Annotated in this window: 14 protein-coding genes; 9 read left to right on the forward strand and 5 right to left on the reverse strand. The window is 40.1% G+C overall.

Going from position 1 to position 23,685, the window contains the following annotated elements; genetic code table 11:
* The first annotated feature begins 238 nt into the window (after positions 1-238).
* Complete coding sequence (locus BKM32_RS07210) at positions 239-1,798, forward strand: M20/M25/M40 family metallo-hydrolase (RefSeq protein ID WP_076663218.1); 1,560 nt, start codon at positions 239-241, stop codon at positions 1,796-1,798.
* Here the strand turns inward: BKM32_RS07210 and BKM32_RS07215 are convergent.
* Positions 1,795-2,970, reverse strand: coding sequence for an MFS transporter (locus BKM32_RS07215; RefSeq protein WP_076663219.1), 1,176 nt, complete (start codon positions 2,968-2,970; stop codon positions 1,795-1,797). The genes BKM32_RS07210 and BKM32_RS07215 overlap by 4 nt on opposite strands.
* A 138-nt stretch (positions 2,971-3,108) precedes the next feature.
* Positions 3,109-4,362 carry a methionine adenosyltransferase gene (gene metK / locus BKM32_RS07220; RefSeq protein ID WP_076663220.1) on the reverse strand — a complete coding sequence of 418 codons (1,254 nt, stop codon included), beginning with the start codon at positions 4,360-4,362 and terminating at the stop codon, positions 3,109-3,111.
* A 380-nt stretch (positions 4,363-4,742) separates the two neighbouring features.
* Here metK and BKM32_RS07225 point away from each other — a divergent pair, with 380 nt between their 5' ends.
* Positions 4,743-7,328, forward strand: coding sequence for a phosphoenolpyruvate carboxylase (locus BKM32_RS07225; RefSeq protein ID WP_076663221.1), 2,586 nt, complete (start codon positions 4,743-4,745; stop codon positions 7,326-7,328).
* Between the two features lie 82 nt (positions 7,329-7,410).
* Here BKM32_RS07225 and BKM32_RS07230 read toward each other — a convergent pair whose 3' ends face one another.
* From BKM32_RS07230 to BKM32_RS07240, 3 genes are read right to left on the reverse strand one after another with little or no spacing between them, the layout of a single operon-like run.
* Entirely contained in the window at positions 7,411-8,634 is a 1,224-nt protein-coding gene (locus tag BKM32_RS07230; protein ID WP_076663222.1) for an ammonium transporter, read from the reverse strand.
* Between the two features lie 26 nt (positions 8,635-8,660).
* Positions 8,661-8,999: a P-II family nitrogen regulator gene (locus BKM32_RS07235; RefSeq protein WP_053978499.1), complete on the reverse strand. Its 339-nt coding sequence runs from the start codon at positions 8,997-8,999 to the stop codon at positions 8,661-8,663.
* Between the two features lie 40 nt (positions 9,000-9,039).
* Positions 9,040-10,086, reverse strand: a complete 1,047-nt coding sequence (locus BKM32_RS07240) for an outer membrane beta-barrel protein (RefSeq protein WP_076663223.1) — start codon at positions 10,084-10,086, stop codon at positions 9,040-9,042.
* Between the two features lie 438 nt (positions 10,087-10,524).
* Between BKM32_RS07240 and gltB the strand changes: the two genes are divergently transcribed.
* The 7 genes from gltB (at position 10,525) to ilvA (ending at position 23,656) form a co-directional block, all read left to right on the forward strand.
* Complete coding sequence (gene gltB / locus BKM32_RS07245; protein ID WP_076663224.1) at positions 10,525-15,030, forward strand: glutamate synthase large subunit; 4,506 nt, start codon at positions 10,525-10,527, stop codon at positions 15,028-15,030.
* A gap of 4 nt (positions 15,031-15,034) precedes the next feature.
* Positions 15,035-16,501, forward strand: a complete 1,467-nt coding sequence (locus tag BKM32_RS07250; protein ID WP_076663225.1) for a glutamate synthase subunit beta — start codon at positions 15,035-15,037, stop codon at positions 16,499-16,501.
* Between the two features lie 356 nt (positions 16,502-16,857).
* Complete coding sequence (gene ilvD, locus BKM32_RS07255) at positions 16,858-18,537, forward strand: dihydroxy-acid dehydratase (RefSeq protein WP_076663226.1); 1,680 nt, start codon at positions 16,858-16,860, stop codon at positions 18,535-18,537.
* Between the two features lie 36 nt (positions 18,538-18,573).
* Positions 18,574-20,307 (forward strand): biosynthetic-type acetolactate synthase large subunit, encoded by a 1,734-nt coding sequence (gene ilvB, locus BKM32_RS07260; RefSeq protein WP_076663227.1) that lies wholly within the window; start codon positions 18,574-18,576, stop codon positions 20,305-20,307.
* Between the two features lie 2 nt (positions 20,308-20,309).
* Positions 20,310-20,840 (forward strand): acetolactate synthase small subunit, encoded by a 531-nt coding sequence (gene ilvN / locus BKM32_RS07265; protein ID WP_076663228.1) that lies wholly within the window; start codon positions 20,310-20,312, stop codon positions 20,838-20,840.
* Between the two features lie 13 nt (positions 20,841-20,853).
* Positions 20,854-22,353, forward strand: a complete 1,500-nt coding sequence (ilvC, locus tag BKM32_RS07270) for a ketol-acid reductoisomerase (RefSeq protein ID WP_076663229.1) — start codon at positions 20,854-20,856, stop codon at positions 22,351-22,353.
* A gap of 37 nt (positions 22,354-22,390) precedes the next feature.
* A complete protein-coding gene (ilvA, locus tag BKM32_RS07275) occupies positions 22,391-23,656 on the forward strand; it encodes a threonine ammonia-lyase IlvA (protein WP_076663230.1) in 1,266 nt (421 codons plus the stop codon).
* The last annotated feature ends 29 nt before the right edge of the window (positions 23,657-23,685 follow it).

The raw sequence follows: 23,685 nt of genomic DNA on the forward strand, positions 1-23,685 counted from the left end.
TCTTTAAGAGAAGCTTAATCTTGGAGAGATAAAATGAGGAGCTATTGAGCCTTAAATATAAGTTTAAAAAAACAAAATTGAAATGATATTTATCAGTTGGAGGCCTGTGTTTTATGTTAAAGTTTTTGGCGGAAAAATTGATTTTGACCTTGTTTGGAAGCTTCTTACAGGCTGTTGCTTCCATGTGTTAAAATAATTTTATTTTAGAGGTTTTAAGATTGTTGAAAATTCTGAAGATATGGTATGTAATCTGTTTACAAGATGTGTGCTGACGGTGGCAATATTAGTGACTTCCATGAGTTATGCGCAGGAATCCCAAGACATTATTTCTCAAATTGAGCAAGAGGCTAATAATAATTCCCAATTGGAAAATTTGGCACATCACCTTTTGGATGTCATTGGTCCCAGGTTAACAGGAACGCCACAAATGGAACAGGCCAGTGATTGGGTTATGAAAACCTATAAAAAATGGGGCATTGAAGCCAAAAGGGAGCAATGGGGCGAGTGGAAAGGATGGGAGCGTGGCATCACCCACATCGATATGGTGTCACCTCGTGTGCAATCTTTAGACGGGATTCAGTTGGCTTGGAGTCCAACGACTCCTCCAGAAGGTGTGGTTGGAGAGGTGGTGACCTTGCCCGTTGTGAAAGATTCTATACATTTTCAGAAATGGTTAAAGACAGTAAAAGGAAAGTTTGTTTTGACTTCGATGTATCAGTTAACAGGGCGTCCTGATAGTAGCTGGGAGAAGTTTGCTAAGCCTGAGTCTTTTGAAAAATTGAAGAATTCTCGCGATTCCATAACAAGGGCATGGTATCGAAACATAGCAAGAACAGGTTACAAAAGTTCAGATATTGTTAGGTTATTGGAGAATGCCGGTGCTGTTGGTATTATCTCAAGTTATTGGTCCAAAGGATTTGGAGTGAATCGTATTTTTGGATCTAAAACAAAGGGTATTCCAACTCTAGATGTAGAACTGGAAGATTATACCATGCTGTACCGTTTGGCAGAAAGTGGAGAGAAGCCCGAAGTTAGGGTGGTGGCTCGTTCCAAAGATTTGGGCTTGGTGCCTGCGTTTAATACCATAGGAATGATTAAGGGGTCTGAGATACCTGAAGAATATGTCATTTTATCGGCGCATTTAGATTCTTGGGATGGTGCCACCGGAGCAACCGATAATGGAACAGGAACTGTGTTGATGATGGAAGTGATGCGCATTCTGAAAAAAGTCTATCCCAATCCAAAACGTACCATTTTGGTGGGGCATTGGGGAAGTGAAGAACAGGGTTTGAATGGTTCTAGGGCCTTTGTTGAAGATCATCCTGAAATTGTAGAATACGTGCAGGTGGTCTTGAACCAGGATAACGGAACGGGGAGAATCACGGATATCTCGGGGGCAGGTTTTTTGAATTCCTACGAATATCTTTCAAGATGGTTGGCAGCCGTACCTAAAGACATTTCACAGCAGGTGAAAACTACGTTTCCAGGGTCGCCTAGTAGCGGTGGTTCGGATAATGCGTCCTTTGTAGCGGCAGGAGTACCGGCATTTTATTTGGGTGCCCTAAATTGGGATTACAGAGATTATACTTGGCATACCAATAGGGATACTTTTGATAAAATCGTGTTTGATGATTTAAGGAGCAACGTTATTTTAACGGCTATTTTGGCTTATATGGCATCTGAAGATCCTGAAACTGCTTCCCGTGAAAAAATAGTCATGCCTATGGATCCTAAAACAGGTGAACAGCAATTGTGGCCTGAACAGAAATCACCGAAAAGGTTGGGTGGTGTTGATTAGTTTTTAGGCTTCAGTAGTGCGATAAGTCCAAATATAGGACCAATAGCTAACATCGAAAATACGAGAGGCGAATCGAAACGGCTACTTAATTGGGTTAAAAGTTGAATGCTGAATATGGTGATTGCAAAGCCAATACAATTGACAATGGTTAACGCGGTTCCTTTTATTTCTGTTGGGGCATTTTGGGCGACCATGGTAGAAAACATTGGGGAGTCCATGATGACCACCATTCCCCAAAAAATCAAAAATGACACAAAAAGGAAATTTTCAAGTTGAAAAACCAAAGGGAATAGAAGGCAGCATATACCCGAAAGTAAAAGTGCTGTTGAGGCCATTTGTTTGGCTCCTTTTCGTTGGGAAATATATCCAGCCAAAACACAGGACAGTCCACCAATGGCGATTATAGAGAATGCGGTTAAAGGGATGTTGATGTTACTATGGGTTTGTTGGTTGTAATGTTTCAGCATAAAGGGAACAAATGCCCAAAACGCATAGAGTTCCCACATATGCCCAAAATATCCAAAGGCCGCAGATCGGAATTCTCTGTTTTTAAAAACTCTTGAGATGGCTTTAAAATCTAAACCTTTACTAGCTTTTCGGTAAGGGCCGTTTGGCACAAAAACGGCAATGACTACCCCTCCGATGAGGGCCAAACAAGATGTAGCTGTTAATACATAGGTCCAAGAAATGGTTTGCATCGCGCTTTTCAAAAGATGAGGGAGAGCTGTACCAATAACCAGAGCGCCAACAAGAAATCCTAATGATTTGCCAAGTCCTTTTTGATAGTAGTCAGCGGCAATTTTCATGCCTACAGGATAAATGCCTGCAAGGAAGAATCCTGTTAAAAAACGAAATGTCAATAAGGTACTATAGTTGTTACCATTAAAAATCATACAGGAATTGCTAACCGCTCCAAGAATGGCGCAAGTCAAAAAGACTTTGGAGGGAGAAAATCTGTCGGCAATGGTGAGCAAGGCAAAGGTTAAGGTGCCGATTATAAAACCAAATTGTACGGCAGAGGTAAGGTTGCCCAAGGCGGTTTCGGTTAAGTTGAAATTTTTTACCAAATTATCCATGATGCCATTTCCTGCAAACCAAAGTGAGGTACAACAAAATTGGGAGATCACAATAATGGGAAGGATGTGTTTGGCTGGTTTTTCGGAAATAGTCATTCAGAAAAGTGTCAGTTTTTAAAGTTTTGGTTTGTTCTAATTTCGTTTATTTTTTTCTGAATTACATAATGGATGGAAATAAAAATGCCTCGAGAGGTTCTCGAGGCATTTTTTAAAAAAGGATGTTTTTATAATCAATTAAAGTCCAAAAGAGGTCTTTACTGTATCTACATAATCTAGTTTTTCCCAAGTAAATAGTTCAACATCCATTGTGATGTCTTCTCCATTTGGTTGTGAAAATACTTTAGAAACCACTTCATTGGTGCGGCCCATGTGTCCGTAAGCGGCAGTTTCACTGTACATTGGTTGGCGTAATTTCAAACGCTCTTCAATGGCTGCTGGGCGCATATCGAAAATTTGGCCTACTTTCTTTGCAATTTCTCCATCCGTTAAATCCACATGTGAAGTACCGTAAGTATCTACAAAGATTCCCATAGGCTCTACAACACCAATAGCATAACTCACCTGAATCAATACTTCGTCACAAACACCTGCGGCAACCAAGTTTTTGGCAATATGTCTAGTGGCATAAGCGGCACTTCTGTCTACTTTACTTGGATCTTTTCCTGAAAAAGCACCACCTCCGTGAGCTCCTTTGCCTCCGTAAGTGTCCACAATAATTTTTCGTCCAGTTAATCCTGTGTCTCCGTGAGGACCTCCAATTACAAACTTTCCGGTAGGATTGATATGGTACGTGATGTTGTCGTTGAACAATTGTTGAATGTGCTCTGGTTGTTTTGCAATCACACGAGGAATTAAAATTTCCACTAAATCCTTACGGATTTTAGCCAACATTTCATCGTCGCTACCAAAGTCGTCGTGTTGCGTAGAAATAACAATAGAGTCAATGCGTTGAGGCGCATTGTCGTCGCTATATTCTATAGTAACTTGGCTTTTAGAATCAGGGCGCAAGTAAGTTATATCTTGATTTTCTCTTCTTAATTCGGCAAGCTCCTTAAGGATGTTGTGAGATAAATCCAATGCCAGCGGCATATAGTTTTCGGTTTCGTTGGTGGCATAACCAAACATCATTCCTTGGTCACCGGCACCTTGCTCTTCTTTGGAGGCTCTGTCCACTCCTCGGTTGATGTCTTCAGATTGTTCGTGGATGGCAGAAAACACCCCGCAAGAATTCCCATCAAACATGTAGGCGCCTTTGGTGTATCCAATTTTATTAATGGTGTCCCTTGCTATTTTTTGAACATCTAGGTAGGTGTTTGACTTAACCTCACCGGCAAGTACTACTTGTCCCGTGGTTACCAAGGTTTCGCAAGCTACTTTGGAGTCTGGGTCAAACGCTAAAAAATTATCAATAAGAGCATCACTTATTTGGTCCGCTACTTTGTCTGGGTGTCCTTCAGATACACTCTCCGACGTAAATAAATATGCCATAAAATATAAATAAAATATGCTTAAAATGGAGAGATTTGACGGTAGCGTCAAAGGAAGTTATCACTGTCCTTTAGCATTTTTTAATGAGGTTGCAATCAGTCAAATCTTTCCTCTAAAATTCGGCTACAAATGTACTGATTAAATTAAAAGAACAAAACACTTTGCCTTAAAAAGCAACTTAATGAATTGTTAATATATGAATTGGGTGATTTTTTTGAATAAATGGTTAATGTTCAAAAAAAAATGCTATACTATACATTTCAGCAAAGAATCATTAATTTAAGGGTGAAAAACTGAAAATTCTGTATTTCTTTTTAAAACTTATGACTTTTCACGAAGCTTAAGTAATTTTATATCCTCACTCTTACGAGAAAAATTTTATGGGAACACAACCAAAATTAACACGATTTAATCAAGAAGTATTGTCCAAATATCAGATATACAACAGTATATTTATGACCTTACCTTTTGATACCATTTCCAAGACCGGCGTTTTATTGCCGCTGTTTCATGAAACCTGCAAAAAGGGGTTTGAAAGAGGGGATGACCCCACAACTATTGTGGATACCTTTTTTTCAAAGTACCAAGGAAGGCGCAGTAAGGAAAGTCAAATTAATTTGTTGTTTCGCTTCATTCAATATATCGAGCGCCAGGTCGTATTGTTCGATGCTATTGAAGATGCCGCTTTCCCTACAGTAAACAACATGGATGGGATAGGCACCTTGAGAAGTTTGAAGGAATCTGTTACTTCTGAAGGGCATTTGGAGATGTTGCGTCAGTATTTGGAAGAATTTAAAGTACGCATTGTACTTACGGCGCACCCTACACAGTTTTATCCTGGAGCCGTTTTGGGAATCATAACAGATCTTACCGAAGCTATCCAAAACAACGATTTGTTGTTGATCAATGACCTGTTGGCCCAATTGGGAAAAACACCATTTTTTAAGCACACCAAACCAACACCATATGATGAAGCGATTAGTTTGATATGGTATTTGGAAAATGTGTTTTATTATTCCTTCGGAACCATTTACGACTATATCCAGCAGAATATTTTTGATGGAAAACATATAAATAACGATATCATCAATCTTGGATTTTGGCCTGGAGGCGATAGGGATGGAAACCCATTTGTGACTCCAGAAATAACACTAAAAGTGGCCAATAGGCTTAAGATGACCATTCTTAAAAATTATTATAAAAGTGTTAGGACCTTAAGAAGGCGTTTGACCTTCCGTGATGTGGAAGAGCGCATTTCGGCTTTGGAAGCACAACTATATAACGCGTTTGTTGATGTGAATGCCGAGGATAATATTACGTTGGAGCATTTTCAGTCTGAACTGAAATTCATCCTTGATACCATCGAGGAAAAGCATCAATCACTTTATTATAAAGAAGTCAACAGTTTATTGAACAAAGTGCACCTGTTTGGGTTCCATTTTGCCACTTTAGATATTAGGCAAGATAGTAGGGCGCATGACAAGGTGTTTACTGCTATGGTGGATACCTTGATAGAAAGTGGAAGTGATATTTTTCCTATAAACTACAATGAACTTTCCGAACAAGAGCAGGTGAAAATACTTTCTGAAGTGGAAGGTAAAGTTGATTTGTCCTTGATAAAAGACGAAGAAGTGTTAAAAGCCTTGAATACTATCAAGGTGATTAAAGAGATACAAACGAATAATGGTGAGCGTGCTGCAAACCGTTATATCATTAGTAACAACCAAACAACGCTTAATGTTATGCAGTTGTTTGCTATGTTGAAGTTGGTGGCCTTCCAAGATGAATTGACCGTGGATATTGGGCCGTTGTTTGAAACGATTACCGATTTGGAAAATGCTCACCTAGTTATGGAGGAGCTTTATACCAATCCAGCTTACAAAGTACACTTAAAGGCTAGGGGAAATAGACAAACTATCATGTTAGGGTTTTCCGATGGAACGAAGGACGGTGGGTACCTTATGGCGAACTGGGCTATTTTTAAGGCTAAGGAACGCCTTACTGAGGTGTCGCGTAAATATGATGTAACCGTGATCTTTTTTGATGGCCGTGGTGGGCCACCGGCAAGAGGTGGTGGAAAAACGCATCAGTTTTATGCTTCATTGGGGCCAACAATTGAAGATAAGGAAGTACAGTTGACCATACAGGGGCAGACCATCAGTTCTAATTTTGGGACTTTGGATTCTTCTCAATACAACCTGGAGCAGCTGATAAGTTCTGGGCTCAATAATCAGATGCACGAGGATGTTAACCGCATGTCTCCGGACAATGTTGCCGTAATGGATGATTTGGCTAAAATCAGTTTGAAAACTTATATGGATTTCAAAGGGCACCCTATGTTCATTCCGTATTTGGAGCGTATGAGTACCTTAAAATATTATGCGAAGACCAATATTGGAAGCCGTCCATCGAAACGTGGAAAATCCGACAAACTTATTTTTTCTGACTTGAGAGCCATTCCTTTTGTGGGGTCGTGGAGTCAGTTGAAACAGAATGTTCCTGGGTTTTTCGGTGTGGGGACAGCGTTGAAAACTTATGAAGATGCTGGAGAATTTGATAAAGTGAAACATCTGTATAAAAGCTCCAATTTCTTTAGAACCTTAATCGCCAATAGTATGATGTCCTTGTCAAAATCCTTTTTTGACTTAACTAAATATATGGCAGACGATCCTGAGTTTGGGGAGTTTTGGAAAATCATTTATACAGAATACGAAACCACTAAACGCTTGCTGTTGAAATTGACAGGGTTTAAAACCCTAATGGAAGATGAGCCTGCAGGGAAGGCGTCAATTGAAGTAAGGGAATCTATTGTGTTGCCGTTGTTGACCATTCAGCAATATGCATTGAAGAAAATCCAAGAGCTGGAGAAGGCAGAGGTAAGAGATGAACAGCAGATAGAGATCTTTGAGAAGATTGTAACGCGCTCGTTGTTCGGAAATATCAATGCCAGTAGAAATTCGGCTTAGATTAAAAAAAAATATATTTTAAAAAGAAAACCCTCGAAGCATTTGCTGTCGAGGGTTTTTTGTATTTGCAAAGTTAAATTAGTTAATCGTTGTAGGCGTTCATTCCGTGTTCGGTAATGTCCAATCCTTTTATTTCATCTTGTTCTGGAACTCTCAGTCCTATGGTTTTCTTAAGAATGAATAGTACAATGAAAGTGGCTACAATTGCCCAAGCCCCGATACTGAAAACTCCAATGGCTTGAACTCCCAATTGTTTAAAGCCTCCTCCGTAGAACAAGCCTCCATCGGTAGCAAATACACCAACCAATAAGGTTCCTAAGGCTCCAACAACACCGTGTACTGAAATAGCTCCCACAGGGTCGTCTATTTTTAAATTTTTATCGATTACCGCAATAGATACCACTACTGTAAATCCTGAGATGGCTCCAATAAGGGCGGCTCCAACTGGGGAGACAGCTGCACATCCTGCAGTGATTCCTACCAATCCAGCTAAGGCGCCATTTAAGGTCATTGATAAATCAGGTTTACCGTATTTAACCCAAGTTAGGATTAAAGCTGTGACTGCTCCTGCGGCAGCGGCCAAGTTGGTGGTGATAACAATATTGGCAACATTGTTGGCGCTTCCTCCTGAAATGGCAAGTTCAGATCCTGGGTTGAAACCAAACCATCCTAACCAAAGAATAAACACACCTAATGCTCCGTACATCATGTTGTGACCAAGGATTGCGTTTGATTTGCCTCCTGTATATTTTCCAATCCTAGGGCCTATTAATGCTGCAGCTACCAATCCGGCCCAACCTCCTACAGAGTGTACCACTGTGGATCCCGCAAAATCAATAAAGCCTAATTCTGTTAACCAACCATCTCCTTGCCATACCCAGTGGCCTGAGATTGGGTAAATAATGGTGGTCATGATCAGGGAGAAAATAATGTAGGTTGAAAATTTTGTACGTTCAGCTACGGCTCCTGAAACGATAGTTGCAGCGGTGGCACAAAATACGGTTTGGAAAAACAAATTGTGCATGTCTCCTGGTTCGTTATAGAACAATGAAGGGCTTCCAATAAATTTTCCAATGGAATCACCATACATGATGGTGTATCCTATGGCCCAAAACCCTAAGGAGCCTATGCAGAGGTCCATCAGGTTTTTCATTACAATATTGATGGTGTTTTTGGAACGGGTGAAACCAGCCTCAACCAATGTGAAGCCTGCCTGCATAAAAAATACGAAGATACCGGCAACGAGAATCCAAAAAATATCTAGAACACCATTTATTTCAGTTATTTGGTTTGTTAATTCTTCCATGTTAATTATTTCTTTTCTTAATTAGTTTATTTTAAAGTTTCTCCGCCTTTTTCACCGGTGCGAATTCTGTAGCATTCTGCGATGTCTGAAACGAAAATCTTTCCATCTCCAACCTCGCCAGTTTTTGCAGACTCAATGATGGTTTTTACAGTAATGTCTTCAAAATCGTCATTAACAACAATTGAGAGGTAGCGTCTTTGAATGTCGCTGGTACTGTAGGTAATGCTGCGATATACATGGCCTTCTTTTTCGTTACCAAGGCCAGTAACATCCCAATAGGAGAAAAAAACTACTCCCACATTGTGAAGAGCTTCTTTTACTTCTGAAAATTTGGATTTTCTAATGATTGCTTCAATTTTCTTCATTATTAGATAGTTTATTATTTATTAAATGTTGAGCGGATTGCTAGAACGAGTAGATGGCAGCCAATAGGAATGAGCTTAGGCTCTTTTTAGCGTCCAAATCCTTATCCATAAAGGCGTCATCCGATGCGCTGTCCAAACGCAATTCTGGTTTTATGATTAGACTATTGATGGTGTAGCTGCCTGTAAGGGTAGCGGCAAACACGCTAGAATCCTCAACGCCGGTACCAATAGCTCCAAAGTCACCGTCTTCAAGGAAATATTCTCCTCTAAATCCAATAGTGAAGTTGTCGCTTGTCGCAAATTGTGGGTACAGTGCTACTCCAGCAAATCCAAAATCGTCATTATTGTAATAGGCGGCATTGATTCCTAGGAAAACACTGCTAGTTATATCGAAGCCTCCTGTATAGTCAATTTCAAAGGCGCCATCATCGGTAAGGAAGTTAAGAAACTGTCCTTTAAATCCTAGTTGGGCTCCAAAGGCGTATTTGTCTGTTGGGTTGAACTCCGTAAGGTCGGTAGGGTTCATTACGGCTAGCATCAAACTAAAATCGTCTGTAAGAGAGAAGTCTGCTTTCAGTCCGGTGTGACTAAAAGGTCCGTAAGAAAATAAATAGGATGTACTATAGTTAAAGTTGGCTACTGGAGAAATGACTTCGTAGCCAAGGAAAGTGTTGAAGTTTCCAAAGGTAAGTGTCACATTGTCTGAAACATTCCAGTAGGCATAAAGTTGGTTGACAATGTTTCCAGTAGCAGAGTACATAGGGGAAGCAAAAATAGCATCTGTACCTCTTGGTCCAAAAACCAAGTCGGCTACAAAGCCTACTTTTTCGCCTTCATAGGCGGCAACAACATTGGCCATGCCAAGTGCAAATCCCGGTAGGTTGGCAAATGAAGATCCTGGGGCGACAATGCTGCCATCCTCAAGTTCTTTGTTTGGAGCGCCAAAATTTACCCTGTAGTAAGCATCTATACTACCACTTAGGGAAAATTTCTTCTTGTCTTCTGAATCACTTTTTGGGGCTTCTTCTTGTGCATTTACATTGCAAATTGCTGTTAATAGCAAGGAAAGGAAAAAAAGTTTTTTCATACAAAGTTGTTTTGGTTAATTACTACCTAAAACTATGTAAAAAATATATTACACCCTGTAAAAAATAGGGTAGAAGTGAGTATTTTTATGATTTATGTACTTTTTGCCCTTTATTAATTAGGGGTTGTTCTTATTTTTTTAATTTCTTTGAGAATATTTTAATTTGATAAATGTTGAAATCTTAAAAAATTAAGTAAAAAAATGAGGTTAACACATGTTAGTTTGTGTTTATTTGAAGTCTTTTTATTCAAACGATGTTTTTGATAATAAAAATTCATTAAGTAAATTTTAGTTTTTTAAGGGTCTGATTGGATAATTCTAATTATACAGGCTTGAATTTGGTGAAATCGTAATAATGCTAAGTGTTTTATAATTAATGCATTTTCTCTCCTATATTAGTAAATCCAATTCTAAAGATTTACGTTAAAATTTAAGGTTATGTTGAAGAAACAAGGGTTGTATTTGCCGGAATTTGAGCATGATAATTGTGGTGCGGGATTTATATGTAGTTTAAAAGGAATTAAATCGAATGACATTATTCATAAAGCTCTTCAAATACTTGAAAAACTAGAGCATCGTGGTGCGGTAAGTGCTGATGGGAAAACGGGGGATGGTGCCGGTATATTGGTGGATATTCCGCATGAGTTTTTTGTTGCAAATTGTAAGTTTAAGTTGCCTAAGGAACGGGAGTACGCCGTAAGTAATGTGTTTTTACCTAAAAAGGAAAACCAAAGGAAATTCTGTATTTCGGTGTTGGAAAAACATATGGAGGAGCAAGGGCTTAAAGTATTGGGGTGGCGTGATGTGCCAGTTGATGAATCTGTGCTTGGAGAAATTGCTGCAGTAACTCAACCTTACATTAAGCAGGTGTTTGTGGGTAAGGGAGATAAGAATCAAGATGATTTTCACTTTAATGTAAAACTGTTTATCGCAAGAAAAAAAACAGAGCACGAAATTATTGGTTCTAAGATTTCCGAAAGTGCATTTTTCTACCTGCCTAGTTTGTCAACCAAAGTCATAATATATAAGGGCCTTTTAATTCCTGAGGATATCAAATTGTTCTATAGGGATTTGAACGATCCTTTATTGGTGACGCGTTTGGCATTGGTGCACCAACGTTTTTCTACAAACACATTCCCAACTTGGGATTTGGCGCAGCCTTTCCGTTATATGTGCCATAATGGAGAAATCAATACCTTAAGGGGGAATATTTCCCGGATGTATTCTAGGGAAGAATTGATGGAAAGTGAATTGTTTGGAGAGGAAATCAAAAATATTTTACCAATTGTACTCCCGAGAAAATCAGATTCTGCTTCTATGGATATGGTTGTGGAGTTGTTGTTGATGACTGGGCGCTCCTTGCCTGAGGTCATGATGATGTTAGTGCCAGAAGCTTGGGAGAAAAACCCAGAAATGTCTGATAGTAAAAAGGCCTTCTACGAATATAATTCTTGTTTGATGGAACCATGGGATGGTCCAGCATCCATTCCTTTTACGGATGGCGATTATATCGGGGCGGTTTTGGATAGAAACGGCCTGCGTCCATCACGATACTCGGTGACCAAAGATGGTTATGTAATCATGTCGTCTGAAATTGGGGTTATTGAAATTGAGCCTAAAAATGTAGAGCATCACGGACGTTTGGAGCCAGGGAAAATGTTCCTAGTGAATATGAAAGAAGGGCGGATTGTTAACGATGAGGAAATTAAAGAGCGTATTGCAGCCATGCATCCGTATCGCAAATGGTTGGATAATAATTTAATTCAGCTTCGTGATATTCCGTATAATGATTGTCCTGTGTTTTTCAATGAAGAGCCTTTGGACAAACGTAAAGTGGTATTTGGGTATACTCAGGAAGATATCAATACTATCATTTTGCCAATGGCAAAGAATAGTAAAGAGCCTATTGGTTCAATGGGGAGCGATACGCCTTTGGCCGTGTTGTCTGAGCGTCCCCAATTAATTTATAATTATTTCAAGCAGCTATTTGCGCAGGTTACCAATCCGCCTTTGGATGGTATTCGTGAAGAATTGATTACCGATATCAGTCTTACTTTGGGTAGTGATTCCAATATTTTCGAGATTGACGAAAAACATTGTCAAAAGCTGAAAATCCAAAATCCAGTGATTTCCAAACAGGATTTGGATAAAATAAAAAGTTATAGAAATCCTCATTTTAATGTGGAGCAAATTCCAATACTTTATGATGTTAACAAAGGTCATAACGGTTTGGAAGATGCTTTGGAAGATATATTGGCGCAGGTAGCAAATTGTATAGAGGAAGGGACAAACATCATAATTCTTTCCGATAGAAATATAAGTGAACAGAAGGCGCCTATTCCTGCCTTGTTGGCTTGTTCCTATGTGAACAGCGGTTTGTACAAGTTGGGAAAACGTTCCCAGTTAAGTATTATTATAGAGTCGGCCGAACCTAGAGAGGTGCATCATTTTGCAATGCTGTTCAGTTATGGTGCTAGTGCTATTAATCCATATATGGTTAATGAGATTATCGAGGATCAAATGGCCGATTTGAATGATTCTTCCATAGATCCGCTACAGGCCATAAACAACTATAATAAAGCTGTTGGAAAAGGGATTCTGAAAGTGATGAATAAAATAGGGATTTCTACGCTTAACTCCTACAGAGGTGCACAGTTGTTTGAGTGTATCGGTATTAATACGGATGTGGTAGAGAAGTATTTTCCGAAAACAGCAACTAGAATTCAGGGAGTGGATTTGCATCAATTGGAAAAAGAAATCAATAAACGTTATCAAAAAGCATATCAAAGTAAACATATTGCTGCTAATCTAGATTTGGAAATTGGTGGGCAGTATCGTTGGAGAAGAAATGGAGAGCATCATTTGTTCAATCCATTGTCTGTAGCAAAACTGCAAGAGGCTGTGAGAAGTAACAAGCCTAAGACTTACGAGGAATATTCTAGGATTATCAATGATCAGTCTAAGCACTTAATGACCATCCGGGGCTTGTTTGAGTTTGCTAATTATGATCCAATTCCATTGGAGGAAGTAGAGCCTTGGACCAATATTGTGAAGCGCTTTAAAACGGGAGCTATGTCTTATGGTTCCATTAGTAAGGAAGCCCATGAAAATTTGGCGATAGCCATGAACCGAATTGGAGGAAAAAGTAATTCAGGTGAAGGTGGGGAAAATGAAGATCGTTTCTATAAAGATGTAAATGGCGACTGGAAGAACAGTGCCATTAAGCAAGTGGCCTCAGGCCGATTTGGGGTAACCTCCAATTATTTAACCAATGCCCAAGAAATACAGATAAAAATGGCGCAAGGGGCCAAACCTGGAGAAGGGGGGCAATTGCCCGGTCCTAAAGTGAATCCTGAAATAGCTAAAACTAGAAACTCAACTCCTTATGTTGGTTTGATTTCACCTCCGCCACATCACGATATTTATTCTATTGAAGATTTGTCGCAATTAATTTATGATTTGAAATCGGCGAATCGTGAAGCCCGCATCAATGTCAAATTGGTGTCAGAAGTTGGTGTGGGTACCGTTGCTGCCGGTGTTGCGAAAGCAAAAGCTGATGTGGTACTGATTTCTGGCTACGATGGAGGAACAGGGGCTTCACCGTTAACTTCCTTGAAGCATGCGGGGTTACCTTGGGAATTAGGACTGGCAGAAACCCAGCAGACTTTGGTGATGAACAATCTTCGCAATAGAATTGTAGTAGAATGTGATGGTCAGTTGAAAACTGGAAGGGATGTGGCTATTGCTTGTCTACTTGGGGCTGAAGAGTTTGGATTTGCAACGGCGCCTTTGGTAGCTTCAGGGTGTATCATGATGCGCGTGTGCCATTTGAATACTTGCCCAGTTGGGATTGCAACCCAAAATCCAGAATTGCGCAAGAAGTTCAAGGGAAAACCTGAGCATGTAGTCAATTTTATGTATTTCGTGGCTCAAGAGCTTCGGGAAATTATGGCGAAGCTAGGCTTTAGAACGGTAGATGAAATGGTGGGAAGAGTTGAAAAGTTGGATAGAAATAAAGCTATTGATTATTATAAAGCTCATGGCATCGATTTGTCTCCTATTCTGCATAAGGTAGAAGTGGAAGAGGGGACTAAGCTGTACAATACTTGTAAGCAAGATCATCATTTGGAAAAATCCTTGGATTTTGAAATTATCAGTCAGGCGCATCCTGCTTTGTTTAGAAAGGAAAAAACTATTTTGGATTTCAAAATAACTAATGAAGACCGTGCGATTGGCGCCATATTGAGTAATGAAATTTCGAAGATTTATGGGGCTCAAGGACTGCCTGAAAATACTTTGAAAATCAATTTTAAAGGGTCGGCGGGGCAGAGTTTTGGGGCCTTTGCTACCCATGGTTTGAGTTTGATTGTGACCGGAAATACCAATGACTATATCGGTAAGGGACTTTCTGGAGCCAAATTGGTGGTGAAAGTGCCGGATGAAGCGACGATTGTTCCTGAGGAAAATGTGATTGTTGGAAATGTGGCTTTTTATGGAGCTACTTCAGGGGAGGCTTATATCAACGGAAAGGCGGGAGAGCGTTTCTGTGTTAGAAATTCTGGAGTTAAAACAGTTGTTGAGGGTATTGGTGACCATGGTTGTGAATACATGACCGGTGGAATTGCTGTAATACTCGGTGAGGTGGGGCGCAATTTTGGGGCCGGTATGAGTGGAGGTATCGCTTATGTGTATGACAAAAACGAAACCTTTGTAAAAAAATGTAATACCGAAGGCTTGAATTTGGATCCTGTGGTGATTCCTGAGGATATTCAAGAATTGAAACGCTTAATAGAAAATCATTATAACGCCACGCAAAGTGCCTTGGCGCAGCGTATTCTTGAAAATTGGGAGCGTGAATTGCCTAAGTTTATCAAGGTGCTTCCTGAGGAATACAAGCAGGCTTTGATAAGATTGGAAAATGAAAATAACCTTGTAACGAAATAGAATTATGGGAAAGATCACCGGATTTATGGAATTTGAGAGAGAGGTTGAAAAATATACCGATGTTGAGGATCGGGTTAAAAACTATAAAGAATTTACAATTCCTTTAGCGGAGGATAAGTTGAGAAATCAAGGAGCGCGATGTATGGATTGTGGTATTCCATTTTGCCACAGTGGTTGCCCGTTGGGCAATTTGATCCCTGATTTCAATGATAATGTGTATAAAGGGAAATGGAAAGAAGCTGTGAGGATATTGCATGCTACCAACAATTTTCCTGAATTTACAGGGCGCTTATGTCCTGCGCCATGTGAGGAGGCCTGTGTGTTGGGAATCAATGAAGATCCTGTAACTATAGAAAATATTGAAAAAAATATTGTGGAAACCGCTTTTATAGAAGGTTGGATTGTGGCCAATCCGCCTGAGGTGAGGACGGGAAAAAGCGTGGCGGTAATTGGTTCTGGACCATCAGGATTGGCTGCTGCGCAGCAGTTGAACAGAGCGGGGCATAACGTGACGGTTTTTGAGCGTGATGCTAAAGTGGGAGGTTTACTTCGTTATGGAATTCCGGATTTCAAATTGGAAAAATCAATTATCGACAGGAGGATTGCCATTTTGGAAGAAGAAGGAATCATTTTTCAGGTTAATGCACATGTAGGTGATAATGTGAGTGTGGAAACACTTAAAGATGAATTTGATGCCATTCTATTGTGTAACGGTGCTACGGAGAGACGTGGTATTCCTATAAAAGGAGCACATTTAAAAGGGGTGCATCAGGCGATGGAATTCCTGAAAATGAACAATCAATATGTTGACAGGGAGTTGGAGTTCGACGATATATTGAGTGCTAAGGATAAAAATGTGATTGTGATTGGTGGTGGAGATACTGGTTCTGATTGTATTGGAACTTCCAATAGGCATGGTGCCAAATCCGTTGTTAATTTTGAGATATTGAGTAAGCCTTCCGTGGGGAGGCCAGCCAATCAGCCTTGGCCTTATTGGCCTATGAAGTTGAAAACAAGCTCTTCCCACCAAGAAGGAGTGGAGCGTTTTTTTAGTATTTCGACCAAAGAATTTTTAGGGGATAAAAATGGGAATCTAAAAGGTCTTAAAACGGTTGAGGTAGAATGGATTTTTAAAGATGGTGAGCGACCTCAGTTAAAAGAAATTCCAGATACAGAAAAAAAATGGGACTGCGATTTGGTGCTCTTGGCCTTAGGGTTTACGGGGTCAGAAAAAACTTTGGTGGAACAATTTGGTTTGGACACCGATTTTAGAAGTAATATTCAGGCTACGGTTTCTGATTATAAAACCAATGTTCCGGGAATCTTTGCGGCGGGTGATTCCCGTAGGGGACAATCTCTAATTGTTTGGGCGATTTCAGAAGGGAGGCAAGCGGCCCATCATATTGATAAATATTTGATGGGATCTACCGACCTGCCACTAAAGGATGATAGCGATTTGCCGCGAGTTTAAGAAATTAGCCTGAAAACTTGGATTCCTGTTGGATATTTTTGATATTTGATGAACATCATGAACAGAAACGTATTCCATATCATTTCCATTATTATCATCGCGATTATTTCGCGACGGTAGGGAATGCTGTGTTGTCAATATTTAAAGTCAAAGCCTTCCCTGTTTGGGAAGGCTTTTTTTATTGGTAAAATTAAGCCCTTGAACATCATATTGTTGTGCATTTAAATAATTGAAAATCAATTAGTTAAATTATATTTGATTCGCTTGAGTTTAACCTTGGATTACAATCGAAAAAATAACATAAAACACAAACTTTTAATTTAGAACTAATTATTGAGAGAAGTATAATAATAAGAATGAATAAACTTAATAAATACAGTAAAACAGTAACTCAGGATCCTACTCAGCCGGCGGCTCAAGCAATGTTGCACGCCATAGGATTGACGAATGAAGATTTTTTTAAGCCAATTATTGGTATTGCAAGTACCGGCTATGAAGGTAATCCTTGTAATATGCATTTGAATGATTTGGCAAAATTGGTGAAGGAGGGAACTCAGAAAGAAGATGTGGTTGGTTTGATATTCAATACCATTGGGGTGAGCGATGGAATTTCCATGGGAACTCCAGGAATGAGATATTCTTTGCCTTCAAGAGATATCATTGCCGATTCTATGGAAACAGTAGTTCAGGCGATGAGTTATGATGGATTGGTGACAGTCGTAGGTTGTGATAAAAACATGCCTGGAGCTTTAATGGCCATGATTCGATTGAATCGTCCTTCCATTTTGGTTTATGGGGGGACTATTGACTCTGGGTGCCATAATGGTAAGAAGTTGGATGTGGTCTCGGCTTTTGAGGCTTGGGGAAGTAAAGTGGCGGGAACTATGACCGAAACAGACTATCAAAGTATTGTGGAAAAGGCGTGTCCGGGAGCTGGTGCTTGCGGAGGTATGTATACAGCCAACACCATGGCTTCGGCTATTGAAGCCTTGGGGATGACGCTTCCATATAATTCTTCCAACCCAGCATTGAGTCAGGAGAAAAAAGATGAATCAGTTAGAGCAGGTGAGGCTATGCGTTTGCTGTTGGAAAAGGATATTAAACCTTCGGATATCATTACCAAAAAGTCTCTTGAAAATGCCATAAGGTTGGTGACCATTCTTGGAGGTTCCACTAATGCGGTGCTGCATTTCTTGGCAATTGCTAGAGCGGCCCAGATAGAATTCACGTTAGAGGATTTTCAGAAAATTAGTGATAACACGCCTTTTTTGGCCGATTTGAAACCTAGCGGAAAATATTTGATGGAAGATGTGCATGCCGTAGGTGGTATCCCGGCCGTGCTAAAATATTTATTGAAAAAAGGATTACTTCATGGGGATTGTTTGACGGTGACCGGAAAAACACTTGCAGAAAATCTTTTGGACGTACCAGATTTATCTCCCGATCAGGATGTCATCAAACCTTTGGAAAGTCCTATAAAAGTTTCAGGACACTTACGTATGCTTTATGGCAATTTGGCTTTAGAGGGAAGTGTGGCAAAAATTACAGGGAAAGAAGGCTTGAGTTTTGTAGGGAAAGCTAAGGTGTTTGATGGGGAATATGCTGCCAATGACGGGATTCGAGATGGTAAAGTTGAAAAAGGTGATGTGGTGGTGATTCGTTATGAAGGTCCTAAGGGAGGGCCTGGTATGCCCGAAATGTTGAAACCGACAGCTGCTATTATCGGTGCTGGATTGGGGAAAGATGTAGCGTTGATTACCGATGGAAGATTTTCAGGTGGAACCCACGGTTTTGTAGTGGGGCATATCACCCCTGAAGCCCAAGAGGGGGGGAATATCGCTTTAGTTAAGGATGGTGATTTGATTACAATAGATGCCGAAACCAATGCCATTATGTTGGAGGTTTCGGAAGAAGAATTACAAGAAAGAAGAAAACAATGGAAGGCACCTAAGTTAAAATTTGATAGAGGGGTGCTGTATAAATATGCAAGAACCGTATCGTCTGCTTCCAAAGGATGTGTGACCGATGAATTTTAGTTTCCAAACGGGTCTTTTTTAACATAAGTTGAGACTATGAATACAGAAACATTGAAAGAACAAAAAGTAACCGTAGCAACTACGGAGCGTATTTCTGGCTGTGAAGCCATTGTGCGCTGTTTGTTGGAGGAAGGCGTGGATACAATTTATGGGTATCCTGGAGGGGCAATCATGCCTGTGTATGACGAATTATATAAATACAGAGAGCAACTTCATCATGTCTTGACTAGGCACGAGCAGGGTGCTGCCCATGCGGCGCAAGGTTATGCGCGTATTTCAGGAAAAGTTGGTGTTGCCATGGCGACCTCTGGTCCCGGTGCAACTAACTTGATTACAGGAATTGCCGATGCACAAATTGATTCTACCCCTATGGTGTGCATTACGGGGCAGGTGGCTTCGCATTTGTTGGGAAGTGATGCGTTTCAGGAAACTGATATCATTGGGATTTCCACACCTGTAACCAAATGGAACCATCAGGTGACAAGGGCAGAAGATATTCCTGAGGTTTTGGCCAAAGCCTTTTATATTGCTAGAAGTGGACGTCCAGGACCTGTATTGATAGATATTACCAAAGATGCACAATTCGCAGAATTTGATTTCAAGTATAAAAAATGTACTGGAATAAGAAGTTATACACCAATCCCAAAAATGGATTTGGAACAGGTGAAGGCTGCCGCTGAATTGATCAATTCAGCCAAAAAACCAATGATTGTTTGGGGGCAAGGGGTAATCCTTGGTCAAGCGGAGGAGGAGTTTAAGGCTGTTGTTGAAAAGTCAGGTATTCCTTCGGCGTGGACTATTTTGGGGGCTTCGGCCATTCCTACAGACCATCCGTTAAATGTGGGCATGGTGGGAATGCATGGCAATTATGCGCCCAATAAATTAACCAATGAATGTGATGTACTGATTGCAATAGGGATGCGTTTCGATGATCGTGTTACCGGTAACTTGGCTACCTATGCAAAACAAGCTAAGGTCATTCATTTTGAAATTGATCCTGCCGAAGTGGACAAGAACGTTAAAACAGATGTTGCTGTTTTGGGAAATGCCAAAGAAACTTTAGCGGCTTTACTTCCTTTATTGGATCAAAAGAATCATGAGCAGTGGCATGATGAATTCAGAAAGCTTCATGTTGTGGAGTTTGAAAAGGTGATAAAAAAAGACCTATATCCTACAAAGGAAGGGTTGACTATGGGAGAGGTGTTGAAAGAAATTAATGAGCAGAGTAAAGGAGATGCGGCAATAGTAAGTGATGTTGGGCAGCATCAAATGATTGCCTGTCGCTATGCGAAATTCAATAAATCCAAAAGCAATATTACTTCAGGCGGTTTGGGAACTATGGGGTTTGCGCTTCCTGCGGCCATTGGCGCTAAAATGGCGGCGCCAGAAAGAGAGGTTGTAGCTATTATTGGTGATGGCGGTTTTCAGATGACCATTCAGGAGTTGGGAACGATATTCCAACAGCGTTTACCTGTAAAAATTGTGGTGTTGAACAATGAGTTTTTAGGAATGGTAAGGCAGTGGCAGCAATTGTTTTTTGATAAGCGTTATGCATCCACAGAGATGATCAATCCGGATTTTATCTCTATTGCAAAAGGTTATTATATAGAAGCTAAAAAAGTCACTAAACGGGAAGAGTTAAAGGATGCAGTTGCTGAAATGATGGGTAACGCAGGGCCTTATTTCTTGGAGGTTTGTGTGGAAAAAGAGGATAATGTATTCCCAATGATTTCTACTGGAGCTTCAGTGTCGGACGTAAGATTAAGTTAATTATGGAAAAAACAATTCATACATATACAGTTTCAATTTATACCGAAAACAATATTGGCTTGCTCAACAGGATTTCGGCCATTTTTCAACGAAGACATGTCAATATTGAGAGTATAGTCTCTTCGGTTTCTGAAATCAAAGGGGTATCTCGGTGGACTATTGTGGTCAAAGTTTCAGAAGAGCAGATCAAGAAAATTGTTGGACAAATTGAAAAGCAGGTAGAGGTTATCAAGGCCTATTACCATAAGGATGAAGATACCATTTATCAGGAATCCTGCTTGTTTAAAATCAAATCGGATTTACTATTTGAGGAGCGCGAAATCCAAAACATTATCAAGGATAGCGGTGCCAATATTGTCACTGTGAACAAGAAGTTTTTTGTACTAGAAAAATCTGGAAGGCGCAATGAAATTGAGGAAATATACAATCAATTAATTCCTTATGGAATCATGCAATTTGTCCGTTCCGGAAGGATTGCCGTAACCAAAGACGAAATGAAAATATCAGAAATGCTAGCAGCATTCAGCAATTAAAACATACAAAACAATGTCAAATTATTTTAACACACTTTCATTAAGAAAACAATTAGAGCAATTAGGAAAATGTCGTTTTATGGACGCCTCAGAGTTTGAGGATGGCGTAAACGTTTTAAAAGATAAAAAAGTAGTGATTGTGGGCTGTGGAGCTCAAGGATTGAACCAAGGGTTGAACATGAGAGATTCTGGGTTGGATATTTCTTATGCCTTAAGACCGCAAGCGATTGCTGAAAAGCGTGCTTCGTATAAACAGGCTGTGGAAAATGGATTTACCGTAGGAACTTATGAAGAGCTTGTTCCGGATGCCGATTTGGTCTTGAACCTAACACCGGATAAACAGCATACCAGTGTAGTGAATGCGGTGATGCCATTGATGAAGCAAGGAGCGACGTTGTCTTATTCACATGGGTTTAATATCGTGGAAGAAGGCACTCGGGTGCGTAAAGATCTTACCGTAATTATGGTGGCGCCAAAATGTCCAGGAACTGAAGTTCGCGAAGAATATAAAAGAGGTTTTGGGGTACCGACACTTATAGCAGTGCATCCTGAAAATGACCCAGAAGGAAAAGGTTTGGCCCAGGCAAAAGCTTATGCCGTGGCAACTGGAGGGCATCGTGCCGGAGTTTTGGAATCGTCCTTTGTGGCTGAGGTAAAGAGTGATTTAATGGGGGAACAGACCATTTTGTGTGGCGTACTGCAAACAGGTTCAATTTTATGTTTTGATAAAATGGTTGAGGAAGGTGTTGATGAGGAATATGCCGCAAAATTGATTCAGTATGGTTGGGAAACCATAACGGAGGCATTGAAACACGGAGGGATTACCAATATGATGGACCGTCTTTCCAATCCAGCCAAAATTGAAGCTTACAGGTTGTCTGAAGAATTGAAAACCATCATGAAGCCTTTGTTTGAAAAGCATATGGATGATATCATTTCTGGCGAATTCTCGAAAACCATGATGGAAGATTGGGCCAATGATGACGTAAATCTTTTGAAATGGAGAGCGGCCACAGCTGAAACAAATTTTGAGAAAACACCATTAACGCCTAATCATATTTCTGAACAAGAATATTTTGATCATGGAACCCTAATGGTGGCTTTTGTGAAGTCAGGGGTTGAGTTGGCCTATGAAACTATGGTGAGTGCCGGTATTATTGCAGATTCTGCTTATTATGAGTCTTTGCATGAATTGCCATTGATTGCCAACACCATTGCAAGAAAGAAATTGTATGAAATGAACCGTGTGATTTCTGATACTGCTGAATATGGTTGTTACTTGTTTGACCATGCGGCAAAACCTCTGTTAAAAGGGTTTATGGAGACAGTTTCAGTGAATGTGGTAGGGAGACCATTTTCAAAATCTAATGTAGTTGATAATTTAGAGCTTATTGCGGTTAATGACGCGATTAGAAACCATCCAATTGAAGCGGTTGGGAAAAGATTGAGAAGTGCCATGACGGCCATGAAAGTGATAAAGACAGCTGAAGTCAATGAAGCAGTGTTGTCTTAAGTAGAATGTAAGTAGAATGTAAGCAGAAATTAAAAGTATGGAAAATACAGCCACAACCTATTTCCCAACATTGGAAGCGGTAAAAGCGGCGGCAGATAAATTACAATCTGTCGTCCATCACACGCCGCTTACTTCCAATATGTTTTATTCAAGGGAATTCAGGAGCGATATATTGTTTAAAAGAGAGGATTTACAGTTGGTGCGTTCCTATAAAATAAGGGGAGCTTACAATAAAATGGCGCAACTCAAGGATTCTGAAATTGAAAACGGGGTGGTTTGTGCAAGTGCTGGTAACCATGCTCAAGGAGTCGCCTTGTCCTGCAGATTGTTGAAAATTAAAGGGAGCATTTTTATGCCTGCCCCTACACCAAAGCAGAAAATCGATCAGGTTAAAATGTTTGGTGAGGATTATATCGAAGTGGTGTTGGAAGGCGATACTTTTGATGATGCCTACGCTGCGGCAATCCAAGAACAGGAGCAGTCGAACAAAACATTTATACATCCTTTTGATGATGAAAAAGTCATTGAAGGACAGGCTACCGTTGGTTTGGAAATCATTCAGCAGGCAAAAGAACCCATAGACTATGTGTTTGTGCCTATTGGTGGTGGTGGATTGGCTTCAGGTTTGTCAAGCGTTTTTAAGAAATTGTCACCAAATACCAAAATCATTGGTGTAGAGCCAGAAGGAGCCCCTTCCATGTCGGTTTCATTGCGGAATAATAAAAATACCAAGCTTAAACATATTGAGAATTTTGTGGATGGCGCTGCCGTAAAAAAAGTTGGTGATAAAACCTTTGAAATCTGTCGGCAGAATTTAGATGATGTTATCACAGTTCCTGAGGGGAAAATTTGTCAAACCATTTTGGAACTTTACAATAAAGAAGCTATTGTAGTGGAACCTGCAGGCGCCTTGAGTATTGCTGCTCTCAGTTTTTATGCCGATAAAATAAAAGGTAAAAATGTGGTGTGCGTGGTGAGTGGAAGTAATAACGATATCACCCGTATGGCCGAAATTAAGGAGCGCGCCTTGTTATATTCAAATTTGAAGCATTATTTCATTGTGAAATTCCCTCAAAGGGCAGGTGCACTTAAGGAATTTGTGGTAGATATTTTAGGTCCTGGCGATGACATTACGCATTTTGAATACACTAAAAAATCCAATCGTGATAATGGTTCTGCAGTCGTGGGGATTGAGTTGAAATCTCCTCAGGATTTGGAGCCCTTGATTACCAAAATGAAACTACATAAATTTTATGGCGATTACCTCAATAACAAGCCGGATTTATTTCAGTTTTTAGTATAGCTTAATAACTTTTAAGTAATGCTTGGAAG

Source organism: Mangrovimonas sp. DI 80 (assembly GCF_001975575.1).
GTDB lineage: Bacteria > Bacteroidota > Bacteroidia > Flavobacteriales > Flavobacteriaceae > Mangrovimonas_A > Mangrovimonas_A xylaniphaga.

Excerpts from the sequence above, each read along its gene's own strand:
- BKM32_RS07210 (WP_076663218.1), top strand. The coding sequence starts at position 239 with ATGGTATGTAATCTGTTTACAAGATGTGTGCTGACGGTGGCAATATTA.
- BKM32_RS07215 (WP_076663219.1), bottom strand. The coding sequence starts at position 2,970 with ATGACTATTTCCGAAAAACCAGCCAAACACATCCTTCCCATTATTGTG.
- metK (WP_076663220.1), bottom strand. The coding sequence starts at position 4,362 with ATGGCATATTTATTTACGTCGGAGAGTGTATCTGAAGGACACCCAGAC.
- BKM32_RS07225 (WP_076663221.1), top strand. The coding sequence starts at position 4,743 with ATGGGAACACAACCAAAATTAACACGATTTAATCAAGAAGTATTGTCC.
- BKM32_RS07230 (WP_076663222.1), bottom strand. The coding sequence starts at position 8,634 with ATGGAAGAATTAACAAACCAAATAACTGAAATAAATGGTGTTCTAGAT.
- BKM32_RS07235 (WP_053978499.1), bottom strand. The coding sequence starts at position 8,999 with ATGAAGAAAATTGAAGCAATCATTAGAAAATCCAAATTTTCAGAAGTA.
- BKM32_RS07240 (WP_076663223.1), bottom strand. The coding sequence starts at position 10,086 with ATGAAAAAACTTTTTTTCCTTTCCTTGCTATTAACAGCAATTTGCAAT.
- gltB (WP_076663224.1), top strand. The coding sequence starts at position 10,525 with ATGTTGAAGAAACAAGGGTTGTATTTGCCGGAATTTGAGCATGATAAT.
- BKM32_RS07250 (WP_076663225.1), top strand. The coding sequence starts at position 15,035 with ATGGGAAAGATCACCGGATTTATGGAATTTGAGAGAGAGGTTGAAAAA.
- ilvD (WP_076663226.1), top strand. The coding sequence starts at position 16,858 with ATGAATAAACTTAATAAATACAGTAAAACAGTAACTCAGGATCCTACT.
- ilvB (WP_076663227.1), top strand. The coding sequence starts at position 18,574 with ATGAATACAGAAACATTGAAAGAACAAAAAGTAACCGTAGCAACTACG.
- ilvN (WP_076663228.1), top strand. The coding sequence starts at position 20,310 with ATGGAAAAAACAATTCATACATATACAGTTTCAATTTATACCGAAAAC.
- ilvC (WP_076663229.1), top strand. The coding sequence starts at position 20,854 with ATGTCAAATTATTTTAACACACTTTCATTAAGAAAACAATTAGAGCAA.
- ilvA (WP_076663230.1), top strand. The coding sequence starts at position 22,391 with ATGGAAAATACAGCCACAACCTATTTCCCAACATTGGAAGCGGTAAAA.